Here is an 18,352-nt window from a genome sequence, read left to right as displayed (position 1 = left end):
CAAGGACTGAACCCTCAGCACTGATTACTCTGGGTTTGAATCAGTGAAACGATTACGGATACGCTCAGCTTCTGGACAGTCTTCAGTTAAAAGAGGTTCTACATTGCCGCGTGGCACTGAAGCTAATTTTTGCGTTACAGCACCAATACTTTCAAGGCGAACCATTTCCTCCCAAGAACAAACTTCGTCTTCTTCTTCTGTTTCATAACGTAGGGTGACCAAATCTCCCTCTATATCAAGGATGCGGGCACGCTCGATCCAGCGTTGTTGGTCCCGCAAGAACACACAGACCTCCCGCCCGTCGCAACACAATTGATAAATCTTGCGGTGTAGCATCTACTGCTTCTGCCTTTTTATACTTAAGTTAAATCTGTCAACAACATCTGGGCTTTTCCCCCAGCATATAATACCCCTTTATGGTTCGTTGACCGAACCAAGTCAAGGTATTTTTCTTGACCCAAACCAGAAACTCGTTTTTCTTTGTCTGCTTTGTCAGCTTTTTGGGCTAAAAAGTTCACGGTTACTGCACCAGCTAAACTTCATTTTTGTCGGGTCATTCAAAAAATGTTTACTTCATAGAAGTCACAGATTTCGGGATTTTTCCTGGCAAAGACAAGATAAATTGGTGAGTGGTAACAACCATTATGTAATATTTTATACTCCAAAACAAACGTTAGTTGCGGTTGTTTGAATTGCCTACTTGTAGTCCTTGACTTCGTGGGGAAGTCCGGGGACTTTGCTTTACTTTTACCCCTATGTACTTGATCTTAGCTTATTCTCTTGTAACCTTGATGGTTTTAAACAACAACAGCTGAAGTTTAAATTCTTTGCTCGATATTAACCTCAGCCACACAAAGCTTGCTTGACCGGAACTAGGGGTGTAGGGGTGTAGGGGTGTAGGGAAAATGCATTTATATTCCTATCCCTTTACACCCGTGAGCCCCAGCCCGAAGCACTTTGACACTTTTGCTGCTATCAGTTTTGTTTATCAAAATTAAAAAAGCAATCTAAAATCCTCATCTTGTTGACTTAGCTGTACCCAATCTAAATTTAAATCCTGAAACTTTTGCACGAGGCGATCGCACGCTGGACGTTCTGTAGCGTAATGTCCGGCGTCAATCAAAATCACACCGCGATCACGGCTTTCCTGAAACTGATGGAACTTACAGTCAGAAGTCAAGTAGGCTTGAGCACCTGTTTTTACAACCGCTGAAAGAAAACTGGCTCCTGAACCACCCAAAACAGCAACTCGGGAAATCGCCTGCTTTAAATCTACCACTGGAGAGGAAATCAGATGAGAAGGCGCAAGTCGAGTTTGAATGATTGTGAGTAACTCTTTTAAAGCAATGGAGTGCTTTAAATTTCCAACGCGCCCATATCCTAATCCTGCTTGAGTGGGTACAACAGGAGAGACTTCTTTGAGTTCTAGAATTTGAGCCAAAACGTCAGCAGTTCCATCATCTACTTGGTCGAAATTTGTATGAGCAGTGTAAATACCAATATTGTGGGTAAACGCTAACTGTGCCATTTCGCCGATGGCGTCGCCACAACGTAAGGACTTGGGGGGACTGAAAATCAAAGGATGGTGGGCAAAAATCAGATTGACGGGGATACCAGCTTTTTGGGATGCGATCGCTTCTTGCATCACAGCCAAAGTTGGTGTCAAACACACCAAAACCCGTGCATTTTCTTGCAATACTCCTGGCTCAATTTGCCAGCCACAATTATCCCAGCTTTCTTGCCAAGCTGGGTCTGCCCATTTTTCAAACCAGGTTATGAAATCAGCTATTTTCATTAGTCATTAGTCATTGGTCATTAGTCATTGGTCATTGGTCACTAGTTTTAAACTATAGGATTTCTATCTGATTTTTGCGAAGCTAGGTAGAATTTATCTTCCCTGTTCCCTATTCAAGGTTATGTTCACGACCCAGAGATATGAATAACCAGTTCTCTTGCGTGATTTCTTTGCCTATGTTCCCAAATATAAATTCCTTGCCAAGTTCCCAGTACTAAGTGACCTCTATTGATCGGAATAATTTCTGAAGTATGAGTCAAAACTGTACGGATATGTGCTGGCATATCATCAGGACCTTCAGTATCGTGGATGTACTGAGCCGATTCTGGTACGAGTTTTGCCATAAAATTGGCTAAATCTTTCAGGACATCTGGATCAGCATTTTCTTGAATCAGCAAACTGGCTGAGGTGTGGCGCAAAAACAGAACACATAGTCCAGTTTCAACACCTGATTCAGCGACTGTATCTTCAACTTTTCGGGTAATATTATGCAAAGATTTGCCAGTCGTAGAAATCCTCAGTAGCTTTTGGTAGTCAGTCATTTTTGCATTAATTATTAGTCATTCCCTATTTTATCTAAAACAAGCTTACCCCCTGCCCGTTACAAACTTCTGTGTCCGTAAGGACTCAGGGCATTGACTTTAAAAAGTGGTGGCAAGAAGAACACAGTGGATTACTTAGTATAGGAAAAAGCCGTATAATCCTTTACAATAGTTACCGATAATATTTCCGCGAAAGTTTATTTACACAAAAATAAGCGTAAGCCGCCAAATGCAGGTACTTCAAAGCATCACCAAATCGTTTTTCGTTATTTTCTACGTACTCGCCAACTGGCAGTTTGACTTTAACCAACTACTTTTCATTACAGGGAGAGAAGTAATGGCGGCTCCACTCGAATTACTAGGGCAAAACAATGCCCTACAGAATAAGATTCAAGCTAAGTTTAACGTGGCTAACCAGGCGTTAGCTGATGGACTAGAACAAAACCAGGAACTTTTAGGTAAGACACAACAAACCTTTAGTCAAGAGAACGCGGCGATACGTCAATCGATTGATGCACAACAAACGACTAGCGCTCAAGCACAAGCGATGGCTTCGCCTGCCCTATGCCCCAAGATGCCTCCAGCATCTTGCCCTGAGCTTCGCTCAGGGAGAGGGTTTTCTGGAGGAAAACCCTCTGGGCATATACGGGCGATCGCGCGCAAAGGGTTGCAAGTCCCCTCAACACTACAAGACTCCACACCTTACGAAGCGCAAAAACTTCTAGAGCACAACATACAGCCTATTGACAAGATCCGCAAGATACAACAAGCCAAGTTAGTTAACGAGGCAAAAATACAGAAGTTCTCTAACCAAAGCACAGAAGTTTTTGCTAGGAAGTTAATCACAAACGCAAAGCTTGGACAGCAAATAGAGAACGACTCCATTCACAAACAGATACAGGGGAACCCTGTTGGTGTGGTTCCCGAGTATTCTGGCGACATCAAAGAGCAACAGCAGATACAGCTAGAGTTAAACAGCCTTCGCCAAAATATTGGCGATATTAACGTCAATGGCGTCGAATGGCTCGTGCGGAACTCAAAGGACGAAAGTGTACAACAAGCGCTAAAGATTGAGGGGTTCAACATACCGTCTCAAGGTCTAACCAAAGAGCAAGCGCAACAGTACACCGGGGCTTTGCAACAGTTAGTTCTGAGGTACGAGGAACAGGCGACGCTTCTTCAGATGAGAATCAACACGATAGCAGAGAAATACACTCCCTACCGCTTAAATAAACCTCAAGCGCAACTAAAGAAAACATTCCCCCTAAAACCAAAAGTTGCGGAACAAGAAACACAAAGCCTAACGCAGCAAGCAAACTTAAGCCAAGTCGGCAGTACAGAACATTCGTCTGGTGAGCATCTTCACTGGAAAATACCAAAAGCAAACACCTTCGACGGAAACGACAGTGTAGAAGATCCTATTGAGTCTTTTGCTGGCTTAAACACAACTAGTAGTGTTGCTCGAAAAGCTATCGGTAAGACAAACAGTTGGCAATACAACTTCAACATCATAAAAAGACAAGAAAAAAATGGTGAAAACGTCCCAAAAATGGGCAAGAGTTCATACATGCTTAACGACAATGTTGAAAATCAGAACCAATCGGGTTATTCAGATTCAACACAACAGTGGTTTAATTTTCAAGTGCCTGCAAAAAAAGGGTACGTTCCAAACATTGCTTACCCGGAAAACAACATAGACAATACACATGGCTACGCGTATCTTCACAAAAACGTTGCCTTCCGACGAGCGATAAACACTACCGCTAACAAACTCGGTATTCCTGGCTCATGGATAGCAGACGTTATCGCCGTTGAAACTAACTTCAACCCGAGAGAGTTCCACAAGACTAACTCGTGTGGGTACGGAGGTTTGATAGGTTTTGGCACAGATGACGCCCAAGAGTTTGGTACGACGCTTAGACGGATACTTTCGTTACCACCAGAAAGACAGATGACGTACGTCGAAAAGTATTTAAGCAGACCGCACATCAAACGTCACCTAAATAGAGGTGTTGAATACGTAGCAGCAGCTGTTTTCGGTGGTAGGGGACTACTCAACAAACTCATTAAAAACCCATCGAAAGCCTTACGCACAAGCGACGGCGCTATAAACTTACAAACGTATATGCAAAGGTTGGGGCGCGAGGTTGGGCGACGTTACGACTTTAACACCAGACAGACGCCAACTACGTTCGCCAGTTCACTAGACTTACAAAGCAAAGTGCGGATTCTGTCAATAGATTTAGCAAACTAAATATTTTGCTATTAGCCCCTAATTTTTCCGAGCCTTAACCGGATAACCCTAAGCGTTTGGCGGGTTTCTGAATGATCCTTACTGCGATTATTCTTAATAACCTGCCAAACCTGCCAAACTGGACAAACGCATCTAAATTAGTTGTAAATAGTTAAGCACAGCATGAGCTATAGTTTCATTCCCATCCTTAGCAATGAGTTGAGATTGTTTCGGTTGATTGGGTGCTTGATTGAGAAAATCCCAAGTTTCTCGGAAAAACTCAGATGGTTTGAGGATTTGATGTTGGTTGTAATTGCTAATACCTTCTAATAAAAAAGTTGCTTCTGCAAAATCCTCACGAGTAACTGAAACAATCGGCACGTCCAAACGTGTTGCTTCGGCAAAGGTACTGAAACCAGGTTTAGATACAACTCGCCCACAAATAGGCATAAAATCCACTGGGCGGTATTTTTGGTCAGTAGCTGACACTAGGTTTGGCAAATCAGGGGCAGACTTATCAAATGTGATAAACTGCCAATCTGGAAATTGCTTTAGGTTCTCGTAGGGAATTTGCTGTAAACCCAATCCGCCAAAGGTGAGTAAGATCGTTTTTTCTTTTGGGGCTGTGATTCCCCATTTGGATCGTACTTCTTGGGGAGCATAACGAGGAGAACCGCCTGTTAAGCCGACGTCTGTGATATTATTAAAAGCTTGCATCGGTTCGTGGAAAGGAAGACGAAACAGGCGATCGCACTTCGAGTAACAATCACTTATCCAATCAGCAATCTCTGTAAAACGACTACCCCAATCTCGATAGATAAAGTCAAAGCCAAAGTTACTCATCATCCAACAGGGTATCTTAGCTGCTTTGGCAATTTCGCAAGCCAGGAAGGGGACATCTGCCAAGATAAGATGAACGCGATTTTGGCGGATAAAGTTGACTTCAGAAGCAATGATAGAATTTTGATTTTTCTTAATCTCAAGTAACTTTTCTAGAGTTGCAGCCTTATCCATTGTCAAGCTATCTGCTTGCACCACACCTAAATCCATCGCACGGGGACGCTGGATGAAATCGCCTTCTATGTAGCAGTCTAGCAACCATCGTGGTGCAGTACTCACTATGATCAGCAGGACTTCTGGACAAAATTTTTGAATTGTTGCGGCGACAGCTGCTGCGCGGGTAGCATGACCAAAGCCATGATTGGTAATTGCTATGTATAAAATTGGTCTATCCATTGAAGTGATTGGTCACTTAGTTATCGAAGGAACAGGGAACAGGCAACGCCAAGGTGAGCGTCAGCCGAACGGGAACAGGGAACGGGTGTGGTCAAAACTAGTTGATAGTGGAGTCAGCTGCGTTTTAATCTTCAATTGCAGCGAATTACTTCCGGTGGGCTATGTAGAGAGTAGTTAAGTATCTCATAGTAATGTGACCGTTGAACTTGGTATCAATTAGCTCTACAATCTCATGAAACAGACGCTCTCGTTTGCTACTGTCCAAATCTATGTGATTAGAGTAGGTGTTTAAAAGGTCGATATAGCTAGCAGCGTCATAAGCTGCATCCCATAGATACTTGCAAACTGTCACTTTGTCAAACAAACCTGTTTGCTCGATCTCGCCCGTTTTGTCCGGCACCTCGTTCGCATGGAGAAGCTTGTAGTCGTCCTTGGTTAGCGATGGAGCAAAGTACAGGTAGACCGACTGCAGCGCTTCAAAGAAGCCCTGACTTGTGTCACTGTGCACATGCACGTTCCAAAACAAAGCAATAGTTCCCCCAACCCTCAGCGCTTGAGCCGTCTTCTGGTATGCAATTTTTGGGTCAAGCCAATGGAAGGCGGTCGCCGCAATCACTAAATCGAAGGCACCCGTCTGTGGCGACCAGTCCTCGAATGCTCCAGTCTGCACCTTTACTAAGGGATAGGCAGCTAGTTTGTGTCGAGCAACGGCAGCCAGGTTCTCTCCCAATTCGATGCACAAGAGACGATAACCCCGGCGAGCAAAAGGTACTGTAGCAAGACCTGTGCCGCAACCAATTTCGAGTATGCGTCCATCTGGTGGAATTCCTGACACAGACACAACAGCGTCAAACAGTTCCTCAGGATAGCCAGGTCGTGCTTGGTCATAAAGCAGTGCTACTCGATCAAAAGTCGTTCGCAACTGTGTGTTTCTTTCTGTCATACATGTATCTGCCTTGCCTGAAATCAATTTATTGTAATGCGATAGACTATTTGTACAACGCGGTGGAAATAAAGCTACCTAGCTTTGTTCCAGGATATTGACTCGCTGCTGAACCTTAGGAATTTTCACTACAATTGGAAAGCGGAGCAAAAAATTGCTGTTAGAGCATGATCCAGAACGAAACAATCACACCAGATACCCTAGACTTAACCAATTGCGAGCGTGAACCAATTCATATTCCCGGTTCCATCCAGCCTCATGGTCTTTTGTTCGTTCTCCAAGAACCGGAGTTAACGATCATTCAGATCAGCAATAACACTGCTCAACTTTTGGGGCGCGAACCAGAGGAATTGCTAAATACGGCATTGCACGACTTGCTCGACTCGCAGCAACTTAACGCAATTCAAGAGTGTTTGTCAAAAGATTTTGAAAGCGTCAATCCGTTGAAAATTGTTCTGCATCAACAGGGGAAAAACCTGATTTTCGATGGGATTGTGCATCGCTTCGATGGCGTACTTATTTTAGAGTTAGAACCGAGTCAAACCCAAGAAAATGTGAGTTTCTTCGGGTTTTATCATTTGGTAAAAGGCGCTATTTGTAAAATTCAAGCAGCATCGACAACTGAGGAAATGTGTCAAGTTGCAGTGCAACAGGTGCAGCAGCTAACGGGATTTGATCGTGTCATGGTCTATCAATTTGACACAGAAGATGCAGGTAACGTCATAGCCGAAGCTGCAAAAGATGAGTTGACACCCTATCTTGGTTTACATTATCCTGCCTCAGATATTCCAAAACAGGCAAAGCAACTTTACCGATTGAATAGGTTGCGCTTGATTCCCGATAGCAATTATCAACCTGTTGCGTTAGTACCACCACTGCATCCTCTCACTCAACGCCCCACAGATTTAAGCCTAGCCGTTTTACGCAGCGTATCCCCGCTTCACGTAGAGTACTTGAACAATATGGGTGTAGCTGCATCGATGTCAATATCTCTGGTCAAAAACAAACAACTTTGGGGATTGATCGCTTGTCACCATACATCGCCCAAATACCTGAGTTACGAAGCACGGACAGCGTGTGAATTTATTGGTCAAGTTATGTCCTTGGATTTAGTGACAAAACAAGCCAATGACGACTTTGACTACAAGATGAATTTAAAATCGATTCTGGCTAGATTCATAGAATTGATTCCCCAACATGAAAATTTGGTGGACGGGTTAACCCATTCTGAAGCTGATTTGCTAAGTATTGTTAACGCTCAAGGAGTGGCGATTTGCTGGAACGACAGCTGGACTACCATCGGTCAGACTCCCGAACCTGATAATTTGCAAACATTGCTGGCTTGGGTGGGAACGAAGATTGAGGGCGAGAATCTTTTATATACAGACGCTTTACCCGAAATTTTTCTAGAAGCGGAAAAATTCAAATATATTGCGAGTGGATGTTTAGCATTAGCAGTTTCCAAAGTCAAGCGCAATTACATTTTGTGGTTTCGTCCCGAAGTGATTCAAACTGTGAATTGGGGAGGGAATCCCAACAAACCTGTGGAAGTGCTGCAAAATGGTAGTGTGCGACTATCACCGCGTAAATCCTTTGCCTTGTGGCAAGAAACAGTCCAAGGACGGTCTTTACCTTGGAAGCCTTGTGAAATTGAGGCAGTTTTAGAACTGCGGGGGGCAATTGTCAGCATTGTCTTGCGCAAAGCAGATGAATTGGCAAAACTCAATTTTGAGTTAGAACGGAGCAATACGGAACTAGATGCCTTTGCTTATATCGCCTCTCACGACTTGAAGGAACCCCTACGGGGTATTCATAATTACGCGAGTTTTTTGATCGAAGACTACGCCGATGTTCTGGAAGAAGATGGACTGGAGAAGTTACAAACGCTGTTGCGCTTAACTAATCGCATGGAAGACTTGATCGAGTCTTTGCTGCACTTCTCGCGCCTGGGACGGATGGAACTGAATTTGCAACTGACAGACACAAACGAACTGGTGCAACATGCAACACAAGTGATGAAACTGAGCATGACATCAGTGGACGTGGAGTTCCGCATTCCTCGCCTTTTACCGATTGTCAGGTGCGATCGCATCCAGCTTGCTCAGGTTTTTACTAACTTGATGAGCAATGCGATCAAGTACAACAGCCGTCCCGAAAAATGGGTTGAGATTGGCTATTTAGATGAAGCTGACACGCCCAATAATTGCTTACAACCAGAAAACTCTCACAATGGAGAGATAGCAATCATATTCTATGTGCGTGATAATGGCATCGGTATCAAACAACAGTATCTTGAAACTATTTTCCGTATTTTCAAACGACTGCACGGCAAAAATCAGTATGGAGGTGGTACAGGGGCTGGATTAACGATTGCAAAGAAGATAGTTGAACGTCACAACGGTAGAATATGGGTGGAGTCAACTTATGGAGAAGGCAGTACTTTCTACTTCGCCTTACCGCGAGCAAGTCAACTTTATGAACCCAGTGCTGAACAATAGCTTATTAGTAGTCGAAGACAGTGACGAGGATTTTGAAGCCTTTAAACGGATAGTCCGCAAATCCTCACTTAATACTCCCATCTACCGTTGTGTAGATGGGGAAGATGCATTAAACTTTCTCTTTCAAGTGGGTGACTACGCGAATCATACCGATCGATCGCGTCCAGCCATAATTTTGCTTGATCTGAATTTACCAGGGATGGACGGACGAGATGTGTTGATTGCGATCAAGCAAAACGCAACTCTTAAAATGATTCCCGTCATTATTTTTACAACATCTTCTAATCCTAAAGATATTGACGCGTGTTACGAACACGGAGTTAATGGTTATATTGTCAAGCCAATAGATCTTAGCAAGCTCAAGGAAACGATCGAGGTATTTATCCAATATTGGTTCGAAATCACTACGCTTCCACAAGCTTATGGATAGCTATGCACAGCTATACATCAAAGACGAAAAATCGAGAAAGCCGTCTCGAACAAACTAAAATTAAAGAATCATTTGAGAAATTTTTCACAGAAATTGGAACTCCTACTTCTTGCAGCAGTTGATGGATACACAAGAACCAGTGAAAATCTTGATTATCGACGATAGTGCAGAGGACAGATTTGCCTATTGCCGCTACTTGCTGCAAGAAGTCGAGTATCAATACACGATTTTGGAAGAAGAGACTGGCGAGGCAGGGTTGAGTTTATGTCTCCAAGAGCAACCAGATGTGATCTTGATCGATTTCTTGTTGCCTGATTTAGACGGATTAGAGTTTTTGAGCCAGTTGCAGGATCAGATTGGCAAGAATCACTCGCCTGTCATTATGTTAACAGGTCAAGGCGATGAATTCGTTGCCGTGCAAGCAATGAAACGTGGCGCTCAAGACTATCTGATTAAGGGTAAGACAACTTCAGAGACATTACGGTTGGCAGTCAAAAGCGCCATTAAGAATGCGCGATTACAACAGCAATTACAACAAAGCCAAGCAGCCCTGGAACAACAACTAAAATCAGAGCGGATTGTCACACAGATAGCTGGGCAAATTCGGCAATCCCTCGACTTGGACACAATTCTCAACACCACTGTAGAGCTAGTACGGCAGTTCTTGCAAACAGACCGGGTGATTATGTTCGAGTTGCAACCACAGGGGAACGGCAAAGTGGTTGTAGAGTCAGTAGAGTCCGGTTGGACACCAATCTTGTCAACTAGCATCTATGATACGTGCCTCGCCAAAAGCGACATCGACTCTTATCTACAAGGGGAAGCCACGGCAAGAACAGACATCTATAATGGTGAGATCGATCCCTGTCACGTCAACTTACTCGCTCAGTTTCAGGTACGAGCAAACTTAGTCGTGCCAATTTTGCTGAATGTAGTAAATAACACTCAAGAATTACAAATTGATCATCCCTCTTCTACACCTCAACTCTGGGGTCTGTTGATTGCCCATGAGTGTACAGCACCAAGGCAGTGGCAAGCAATGGAAATTAGCCTGCTGACTCAATTGGCAACTCAGGTTGGGATTGCCATCCAACAATCACAGCTGTATCAGCAAGCACAAATGGAATTGTTGGAGCGTCAGCAGACTCAGCAGGCGCTGCAAGAAAGTGAAGAGCGATTGCGGCTAGCACTTGAAGCAGCAAGGATGGGGATTTGGGACTGGAATATCCTCACCAACCAAATTGTTTGGTCTGCTAGCCTTGAACGCTTGTTTGGAATGCAAGCGGGAGAGTTTGATGGTCGCTATGAAACCTTTGTTAACTTGCTGCACCCAGAGGATCGAGCACAAGTGGAGAAAGCGATCGCCCGTGCAGTAGAACACAGAGAACCGTATGACATTGAGTTCCGCTTTTTCTGTCCTAGTGGTAGAATTCGCTGGGCAGTCAGTCAAGGGCAGGTCTTTTATGATCAAACTGGCAGACCAGTCCGCATGACAGGGATAGACTTGGATATCACCGCTCGCAAACAAGCCCAAGAAGCCCTACGCGAGAGTGAGGAGCGATTTCGTCTGCTTAGTGCCTTCGCTCCAATTGGAATTTTTCAAACTGACGGAGCCGGTCGTTACCTTTATACTAACCTTCAATGGCAAGCGATCGCTGGTTTAACTTTACAAGAAAGTTTGGGTGATGGCTGGGCAAGGGCAGTTCATCCTGATGATCGCGAGCAGGTTTGGGCTGAGTGGAGGCGTTGCGCGCAACAAGGAACTGAGTTTTCAATGGAGTTCCGCTTTTTTACGCCTCAAGGCGGAACGCACTGGGTACAAGCAAATGGGGCAGCTATCTGTTCTCAGTTAGGCGAAATCATCGGCTATGTTGGTACAGCTCAAGATATTACTGCTCGCAAACACGCAGAGGAAGCATTGCAAAATGCTCTGCAAAAGCTAAACTTCCATGTCGAAAATTCTCCTCTAGGGGTGATTGAATGGGATAGCGACTTGCGAATTATCCGTTGGTCGCAGTCAGCAGAGAATATTTTTGGTTGGACAGCGCCGGAAATATTGGGCAAGCAAATGAATGAATGGCAGTTTATTTATCCAGAGGATGCAACCGCCGTGAGTGATGTTGTCCGGCGTATCCTCAGTGGTGATGAAGCGCAAACTGTTTGCTGTAATCGCAACTATGCCAAGGATGGCTCGGTGGTTTATTGTGAGTGGTACAACTCAACGTTAACAGACGAATCGGGTAATCTGGTGTCTGTGCTATCTCTAATTATGGACGTAAGTGAGCGCGTCCGCTTAGCCAGTGAGCGCGATCGCATCCTGCAACTCGAACAAGTCGCCCGAAGTGAAGCCGAACGAGCAAATCGAGTTAAAGATGAGTTTTTGGCAGTTCTCTCCCATGAGTTGCGATCGCCGCTCAATCCAATCTTAGGCTGGTCTAAAATCTTGAAAACCCGCAAGCTTGACGCAAACAAGACGACGCAAGCTTTAGAAATTATCGAACGCAATGCCCAAGCACAAGCTCAGCTGATTGAAGATTTGCTGGATGTTTCGCGGATTTTACAAGGCAAACTGAAACTGAATGTTTCTGCAATAGATTTAACAACTGTTATTTACGCAGCCTTAGAAACTGTCCGCTTGGCAGCACAAGCAAAATCTATTGAGTTGGAACCAATATTAGAAGTTGGTGTGTGGCAAGTTTCAGGCGATCCGACTCGGCTGCAACAAGTATTTTGGAATTTTCTCTCCAACGCTGTCAAGTTTACTCCCAATGGCGGTCGAGTTGAAGTTCGCTTGCACGAAGTTGCGTCAATAGCTCAAATCACAGTAAGTGATACAGGTAAGGGCATCAGTCCAGAGTTTCTGCCTTATGTGTTTGAATCCTTTCGTCAAGCAGATAGCACTACCACGCGGCAATTTGGTGGCTTAGGATTGGGGTTGGCGATCGCCCGTAATATCGTAGAAATGCATGGCGGTACTGTGATGGCGGAGAGTTTAGGGGAAGGACAGGGGGCGACTTTTACAGTGCAGCTACCACTGATTCAAACAAGCAAGGACTACAGCGACAAAAAAGACCAGGACAAAAATTTCTCCTCACCTGAAAGCTCCTCTATTCTAACTGGCTTACGGGTCATGGTTGTAGACGACGAACCTGATTCATTGGAATTCACTGCCTTTGTGCTCGAACAGGAGGGAGCAGAAGTGAAAGCACTAGCATCAGCAGAGGAGGCGTTACGAGTTCTACAAAAATGGCAACCAGTTTTGTTGATCAGCGATATTGGGATGCCAGAAATGGACGGATATATGCTCATACGTCAAATCCGGAAGTTATCCGAAGAACAAGCAGAGCAGATTCGTGCGTTAAGCGTTTGCGTTCGCGCAGCGTGTCCGGAGGACTCAGCGCGCCCTATGCCTAACGGCACGCTTGGGCATAGGGCGCTAGCTCTGCCGAAGGCAATCGCGCTCACAGCCTATGCTAGCGAAGCTGATTCCCAAAAAGCTCTTGCAAGTGGGTTCCAGGCACATATATCTAAACCAGTCGAGCCAACTCAATTAATTGCAGTTGTCACCAAACTCTTAAAAGAACGAGTGTAGAAGTTAGGTGAGAGCTTCTTAATCTTACAAAGGAGTTAGGTTTAGTCACAAGTGCCACTCGTTCTAGAGTTAAAATGGAAACATATAGCTCTATGTGAGAACGTGGGCGCTGACGACTACACTCTTGCAATTTTGTGATACCCCGTTATAGATGCCTTTAAGGTTTCGCGAACGAAGTAATAGTTAAGCTAAAACTATGTATCATACCTGACAGTTGCGTAAGTCCTGAGAAAATAAGACAAGATGGAAAATAAAACAAGCAGACTCTTCCGAGAAGAAGCGTTAGAACAGCTGTCGTCACCAGAACAACTTGACCAACTCATGCAGGTCACAAGCCAGCAAGTTTGGTTACCTTTGATTTCTATGGGCTTTTTGGTCGTTATAGCTGGTATTTGGAGTGTAGTCGGGCGAATTCCACTCACTGTCACAGGTTCCGGCGTGTTGAGCCGGCCTCGTCATGTGGTGCCATTTCAAACACTCAGTGCTGGTCAATTACTAGCTTTAAATATCAAGCCAGGAGATGTGGTTAGGCAAGGTCAAGTACTCGCCATCATCGACCAATCCAATATTAGGCAACAACTACAACAAGAACAAGCAAAGTTAAACCAACTTCTAGAACAGAATCTAAACACCGATAGGCTGCAAAAGCAGCAAACAGTGCTGGCGCTAAGAACGCTTCAACAGCAGCAAAAAGACTTTCAAGAAACCTTGCATCGAGAATCAGTCGCACCAGTGCTACATTCACAAACCCTTGAAGCGTTAAAGCAAAAACGACAAAGCCTTGAGCAAAGCGTGTCCAGAGAACAAGTCGCGCCAGTGCTGTACAAACAAACTCTCACCGCACTAGTAGAAAAACGCAAAAGCCTTGAACAGCAAAAGCAACAAATCAGTGCATTGCTACAAACCTTGCAACAACGAGTTTCAACTCGTCGTAGTCTTTTTGAACAGAAGATTATTAGCCAGGATACACTACTGCAATCTCAGCAGGAATTGTTGAACGCTCAAAAGGAAATATCAGAGATTTCAACACAACTCAAAGACCTTGATGTTCAAAAAACAACCAGCGAACGTGAATATCTACAAAACTTGAGTAAAACTGACGAGATCAAAAATAATATTCAAGAGCTTGAAGTTCAAAGAACAAGTGCTGAGCGCGATTATCTACAAAATCAAAATAAGCTTGATGAAATCAAAACTAAAATTAAAGATATCGAAACTCAAAAAACTAAACTAGTTCAACAAGATTTAGAAAAATCAATAAATCAATTAAATCAAATTCAGGAAGTTAAACGCAAAATTGCCCAATTAAAATTGCAATTAACTCAATCAAGCCAAGTTATTAGTAAATATGATGGTCGCGTTTTAGAAGTAGGGGTTCTCGCTGGTCAAATTGTCAATTCTGGCACTCGTATTGGGACGATCGAAGCTCTTGACTCCAAAGCCAAACTAACAAGTCTTGTTTACTTTGCTGATAAGGATGGCAAACAAATAAAACCAGGTATGACGGTACAGGTTACACCTAGCGTTGTCAAGCGCGATCGCTTCGGTGGAATTGTCGGGCTGGTAACAAGAGTTTCTCCCTTCCCTGTGACAACTGGCGATATTACAGCGCAAGTTGGCAACGAAGACATAGCTAAAAGTCTTGCTAATAGTAACGCGGCTCGTGTGCAAGTTTTCGTCGAACTACAAAAAGACCCAAACACTGTCAGCGGTTACAAATGGTCTTCTTCTAATGGACCAGCACTACAAATCTCGTCAGGTACGACTACAGAAGTTCGGGTCAAAGTTGGAGAAGTGGCACCTATTTCTTACATTATTCCTCTTTTTCGCTCTTGGACTGGTGTGTATTAACAAAAGAACTCAGGAGTCAGTAATCAGGAGTCAGAATGAAGAGTCTTCGGCACACCATGCTGAACTAAAAGTGGTTTTAAGGGGGCAAATATGCTCTCTGAATTCCTACTGAAGGTAGAAACAAACTAACCCAACACCTTAACTTATAGTAGATGACTAATGAAGAACACTTAGAAAGAATGTATTATATAATCATAAAAACTCCAATTAAAAGGAAAACTTAAATGTTTAAAATGTTTCAGACAAAAGAAAAAAAAGCAACGAAACAAGCTCCTATACTGATTCAATCATCAAAAGATGGGGAATGGTTTGAGGAACTTGATGATGCAGATTTATTGACAGTAATAGCTGGAGATGCTGGTGCGCAGGGCGCTGCTGTCGGTTCACCTGGTGTCCTTTCGGGTAATCTTGTTCAAGTACCAGTTCATGTACCTGTTAACGTTTGTGGTAATACTGTCAACGTAATTGGTCTGCTTAATCCAGCTTTCGGGAATACATGTGTTAATGCTTCTGTTGATGCTTCTGTTAAAGCTTAAAAAAGATTTAAGCAATTGAGGTAGCTCGTATCTTTCTTTAAGTGCGAAAGTAACTTTTTGTGCTTTAATTAGCTATGACAATTAAGTGGCGATGCTCCGAAGGGAGCTACCAAAGGTGATCGCAAGCAGTATGTATTCAATTTCTCTCATCAGTACCTTAGTGGTAGGCAGTGTATTTCTGCTGACAGGTATTGTCAAAGCACTCGCACAAGAGACGTTTATTATCCACATTACTAAATTGCAGTTGTTTTCCCAAAAGGTGAATCTAGCTGTTGCGATCGCCTTCACAATTCTAGAGTGTGTCCTTGGAATAGCCTTAATTTTACGGCTATTTCCTCAGTGGCTTTTTCCGGGTACACTTGTTCTGTTACTGGTCTTATCGGGTTTAACTTACTGGAGTACCTCAACCAAACGCACAAATAATTGTGGTTGCTATAACGGTCTGATTAATATTAGTCCCAACCAAAGTTTACTCCTCAACATCCTCTACACTGCTTTGATTGGCTTGGCTTGGTTTTATCCCGTCGCCGATATTTTAACAGTTTCCCAGCAAGTGACAGCATTACTCATTTCTTTGGCAATGAGTTGTCTATTAACTGGTGTTTCGTATTTGTATTTGTGGAAGAAACAAAAACCTCTCTTGGACTTATCTCTGCTTAAAGTTGATCACCTTTGGCAACCCAAATGGATAGAAGAATACGCCGATAGTTTAACAACAGGTGACAAACTAGTTGTGTTTTTAATGCCGGGTTGTCAAATGTGCAAAAGCTGGATCAAAGTGCTAAAAATAGTTCACAAAAGACCTGATTTACCAGATGTAGTGGCAGGAGTTGCCCGAACGCCGGAAGAAGTTCAAGAATTTGTTCAACTTCATAATATCAACTTTCCGGTAGTGGCGATGAACCCGTTCGTTATGAGTCGCTTCGCTGAAGCTTTTCCAACTGGCGTATTGCTGGAGAACGGCATAATTCGGGAAAAATGGTTGGGGGTGATGCCACTAGCCTTTGTTCAACGCGTCAAACCAAACCTATCTGTTACAGTGAACAGTTAACACTCAACAGTGAACAGGCAACAGGCAACAGTGGACACAACGACCGCGCTCAGTGCATCGCAGTGATAACTGATAACTGATAACTGGTCACTGTTTGATGAACTTGCGGCCAAGTGGCTAAGTAGGGCAAAATGATCTCATGCCCTTTGCCTTCATTAAAAGTCTCCTACCTCGACCTCAAACGAGTCGCGTCCGTACCCCCACGCTCCTGCAAATCGAAGCAACGGAATGTGGTGCTGCTGCTTTGGGAATTATTTTAGGTTATTACTCGCGCATTGTCCCTTTGGCAGAATTACGGCGTGAGTGTGGCGTCTCGCGAGATGGTAGCAACGCCTTTAATGTTATCAAAGCAGCGAGGAACTATGGCTTAAATGCCAAAGGTTTCAAACCGTCTTTGGAAAACCTCAAAACCCTTCCTCCCCCCTACATTGTCTTTTGGAATTTCAACCATTTTCTTGTGGTGGAAGGGTTCGCGAAAAACCGCGTTTACCTCAACGATCCCGCCACAGGACGTCGAACAGCTTCCCTAGAAGAGTTTAGCCGCGCCTACACTGGGATCGTCCTGGCTATGCAACCAGGATCAGACTTTCAAAGAGGAGGTAAAAAAAATAACGTTGTTTCTGCTTTAGCCTCACGCTTGCAAAATTCGCAGAACACCATTTTCTTTTGCTTATTGGCAGGACTATTACTGACTTTTCCCAGGTTAGCTGTGCCAGCTTTTACTCAGGTGTTTGTTGATGAAATTCTCGTCACTGAGCGCTCTGACTGGATACGACCGCTGATGTTAGGAATGGTTCTCACCGCTGTACTCCAGGGGTTTCTTGCTTGGCTGCGGCTGACTTCTTTGCGGCGGTTGATGGTTAAGTTGTCGGTGACAACGTCGGGGCAGTTTCTCTGGCATATTCTACGCTTACCAGTTGGGTTTTATGCTCAACGCTTTGCAGGTGAAATTAGCTCTCGTGTGCAACTGAATGACAAAGTTGCTAATCTCCTTTCAGGAACCCTTGCCACCACAATCATTGACACGGTGATGATGGTGTTTTACTTTCTGATTATGCTCCAGTACGATTGGGTACTGACGAGTGTTGCTCTTGGTTTTGCCGCGATAAACTTTTTCGCTCTACAGTTTTTATCGCGAACGAGAGTAGATGCCAATATGAAGCTGGCGCAGGAATATGGTAAGGTCAACGGGGTGGCGATCGCCGGTATTCAAACCATAGAAACAATCAAAGCTTCTGGGCTTGAATCAGACTCGTTTGCTAAATTTGCCGGGAACTATGCCAAAGCCCTCAACGCTCAGCAGCAATTAGCTTTACAAACTCAAATTCTGACAGTATTACCGACACTTTTGACGGCGCTGACAACAACTTCTATATTATTTCTCGGCGGTTATCGGGTGATGAGCGGTAACCTGAGTATTGGGATGTTGGTTGCTTACCAAAGTTTAACAGCCAGCTTCCTAGAGCCAATTAACAGTTTGATTAATTTTGGCAGTATGTTGCAAGATTTAGAGGCTGACTTAAACCGCCTCGATGATGTACTGCAAAACTCCGTCGATGCAGAAGCCTTACGGGGAGCAGGGGGAGCAGGGGGAGCAGGGAGCAGGGAGCAGGGAGCAGGGAGCAGGGAGCAGGGAGCAGGGAGC

General features: G+C 44.1%; 14 protein-coding genes. 8 read left to right on the top strand and 6 right to left on the bottom strand.

The genetic code is table 11. From position 1 onward, the window contains the following. Positions 1-24: 24 nt before the first annotated feature. The 4 genes from AC5JM2_RS09025 to AC5JM2_RS09010 form a co-directional block, all read right to left on the bottom strand. Positions 25-336 carry a DUF6679 family protein gene (locus AC5JM2_RS09025; protein WP_210612525.1) on the bottom strand — a complete coding sequence of 104 codons (312 nt, stop codon included), beginning with the start codon at positions 334-336 and terminating at the stop codon, positions 25-27. A 23-nt stretch (positions 337-359) separates the two neighbouring features. After that, positions 360-518 (bottom strand): hypothetical protein, encoded by a 159-nt coding sequence (locus AC5JM2_RS09020; RefSeq protein WP_495834561.1) that lies wholly within the window; start codon positions 516-518, stop codon positions 360-362. A gap of 476 nt (positions 519-994) precedes the next feature. Continuing rightward, a complete protein-coding gene (locus tag AC5JM2_RS09015; protein ID WP_495834560.1) occupies positions 995-1,795 on the bottom strand; it encodes a Nif3-like dinuclear metal center hexameric protein in 801 nt (266 codons plus the stop codon). A gap of 125 nt (positions 1,796-1,920) precedes the next feature. Next, positions 1,921-2,337 carry a secondary thiamine-phosphate synthase enzyme YjbQ gene (locus AC5JM2_RS09010; protein WP_495834559.1) on the bottom strand — a complete coding sequence of 139 codons (417 nt, stop codon included), beginning with the start codon at positions 2,335-2,337 and terminating at the stop codon, positions 1,921-1,923. Positions 2,338-2,674: 337 nt separating this feature from the next. On the opposite strand from AC5JM2_RS09010, the gene AC5JM2_RS09005 reads away from it, so the two are divergent. Then, entirely contained in the window at positions 2,675-4,591 is a 1,917-nt protein-coding gene (locus AC5JM2_RS09005) for a hypothetical protein (protein WP_495834558.1), read from the top strand. Positions 4,592-4,723: 132 nt separating this feature from the next. Here the strand turns inward: AC5JM2_RS09005 and AC5JM2_RS09000 are convergent, their stop codons facing one another. After that, positions 4,724-5,806: a glycosyl transferase gene (locus AC5JM2_RS09000; protein ID WP_495834557.1), complete on the bottom strand. Its 1,083-nt coding sequence runs from the start codon at positions 5,804-5,806 to the stop codon at positions 4,724-4,726. 145 nt (positions 5,807-5,951) lie between these two features. After that, the gene (locus tag AC5JM2_RS08995; protein ID WP_495834556.1) at positions 5,952-6,749 is read right to left on the bottom strand and encodes a class I SAM-dependent methyltransferase; all 798 of its coding nucleotides are present in this window, start codon (positions 6,747-6,749) and stop codon (positions 5,952-5,954) included. 167 nt (positions 6,750-6,916) lie between these two features. Between AC5JM2_RS08995 and AC5JM2_RS08990 the strand changes: the two genes are divergently transcribed. The 7 genes from AC5JM2_RS08990 to AC5JM2_RS08960 form a co-directional block, all read left to right on the top strand. Next, a complete protein-coding gene (locus AC5JM2_RS08990) occupies positions 6,917-9,247 on the top strand; it encodes an ATP-binding protein (protein ID WP_495834555.1) in 2,331 nt (776 codons plus the stop codon). Next, positions 9,225-9,677 carry a response regulator gene (locus AC5JM2_RS08985; protein ID WP_495834554.1) on the top strand — a complete coding sequence of 151 codons (453 nt, stop codon included), beginning with the start codon at positions 9,225-9,227 and terminating at the stop codon, positions 9,675-9,677. The genes AC5JM2_RS08990 and AC5JM2_RS08985 overlap by 23 nt, the downstream gene beginning before the upstream one ends. Before the next feature lie 121 nt (positions 9,678-9,798). Then, positions 9,799-13,269 (top strand): PAS domain-containing protein, encoded by a 3,471-nt coding sequence (locus AC5JM2_RS08980; RefSeq protein ID WP_495834553.1) that lies wholly within the window; start codon positions 9,799-9,801, stop codon positions 13,267-13,269. 243 nt (positions 13,270-13,512) lie between these two features. Next, positions 13,513-15,120 (top strand): NHLP bacteriocin system secretion protein, encoded by a 1,608-nt coding sequence (locus AC5JM2_RS08975; RefSeq protein WP_495834552.1) that lies wholly within the window; start codon positions 13,513-13,515, stop codon positions 15,118-15,120. 224 nt (positions 15,121-15,344) lie between these two features. Next, complete coding sequence (locus AC5JM2_RS08970; protein WP_495834551.1) at positions 15,345-15,656, top strand: chaplin; 312 nt, start codon at positions 15,345-15,347, stop codon at positions 15,654-15,656. A 130-nt stretch (positions 15,657-15,786) separates the two neighbouring features. Then, on the top strand, positions 15,787-16,707 hold the full coding sequence (locus tag AC5JM2_RS08965) for a MauE/DoxX family redox-associated membrane protein (RefSeq protein WP_495834550.1): 921 nt from the start codon (positions 15,787-15,789) through the stop codon (positions 16,705-16,707). 139 nt (positions 16,708-16,846) lie between these two features. Further along, positions 16,847-18,352 (top strand): cysteine peptidase family C39 domain-containing protein (locus AC5JM2_RS08960; RefSeq protein ID WP_495834549.1); only part of this gene is annotated, 1,506 nt, incomplete at its 3' end.

Source organism: Brasilonema angustatum, from assembly GCF_059505445.1.
This window is presented reverse-complemented; position numbering and strand designations above follow the sequence as displayed.

What these genes read in the sequence shown, in the direction of transcription:
- AC5JM2_RS09025 (WP_210612525.1), bottom strand. Translation starts at nt 336, where the DNA reads ATGCTACACCGCAAGATTTATCAATTGTGTTGCGACGGGCGGGAGGTC.
- AC5JM2_RS09015 (WP_495834560.1), bottom strand. Translation starts at nt 1,795, where the DNA reads ATGAAAATAGCTGATTTCATAACCTGGTTTGAAAAATGGGCAGACCCA.
- AC5JM2_RS09010 (WP_495834559.1), bottom strand. Translation starts at nt 2,337, where the DNA reads ATGACTGACTACCAAAAGCTACTGAGGATTTCTACGACTGGCAAATCT.
- AC5JM2_RS09005 (WP_495834558.1), top strand. Translation starts at nt 2,675, where the DNA reads ATGGCGGCTCCACTCGAATTACTAGGGCAAAACAATGCCCTACAGAAT.
- AC5JM2_RS09000 (WP_495834557.1), bottom strand. Translation starts at nt 5,806, where the DNA reads ATGGATAGACCAATTTTATACATAGCAATTACCAATCATGGCTTTGGT.
- AC5JM2_RS08995 (WP_495834556.1), bottom strand. Translation starts at nt 6,749, where the DNA reads ATGACAGAAAGAAACACACAGTTGCGAACGACTTTTGATCGAGTAGCA.
- AC5JM2_RS08990 (WP_495834555.1), top strand. Translation starts at nt 6,917, where the DNA reads ATGATCCAGAACGAAACAATCACACCAGATACCCTAGACTTAACCAAT.
- AC5JM2_RS08985 (WP_495834554.1), top strand. Translation starts at nt 9,225, where the DNA reads ATGAACCCAGTGCTGAACAATAGCTTATTAGTAGTCGAAGACAGTGAC.
- AC5JM2_RS08980 (WP_495834553.1), top strand. Translation starts at nt 9,799, where the DNA reads ATGGATACACAAGAACCAGTGAAAATCTTGATTATCGACGATAGTGCA.
- AC5JM2_RS08975 (WP_495834552.1), top strand. Translation starts at nt 13,513, where the DNA reads ATGGAAAATAAAACAAGCAGACTCTTCCGAGAAGAAGCGTTAGAACAG.
- AC5JM2_RS08970 (WP_495834551.1), top strand. Translation starts at nt 15,345, where the DNA reads ATGTTTAAAATGTTTCAGACAAAAGAAAAAAAAGCAACGAAACAAGCT.
- AC5JM2_RS08965 (WP_495834550.1), top strand. Translation starts at nt 15,787, where the DNA reads ATGTATTCAATTTCTCTCATCAGTACCTTAGTGGTAGGCAGTGTATTT.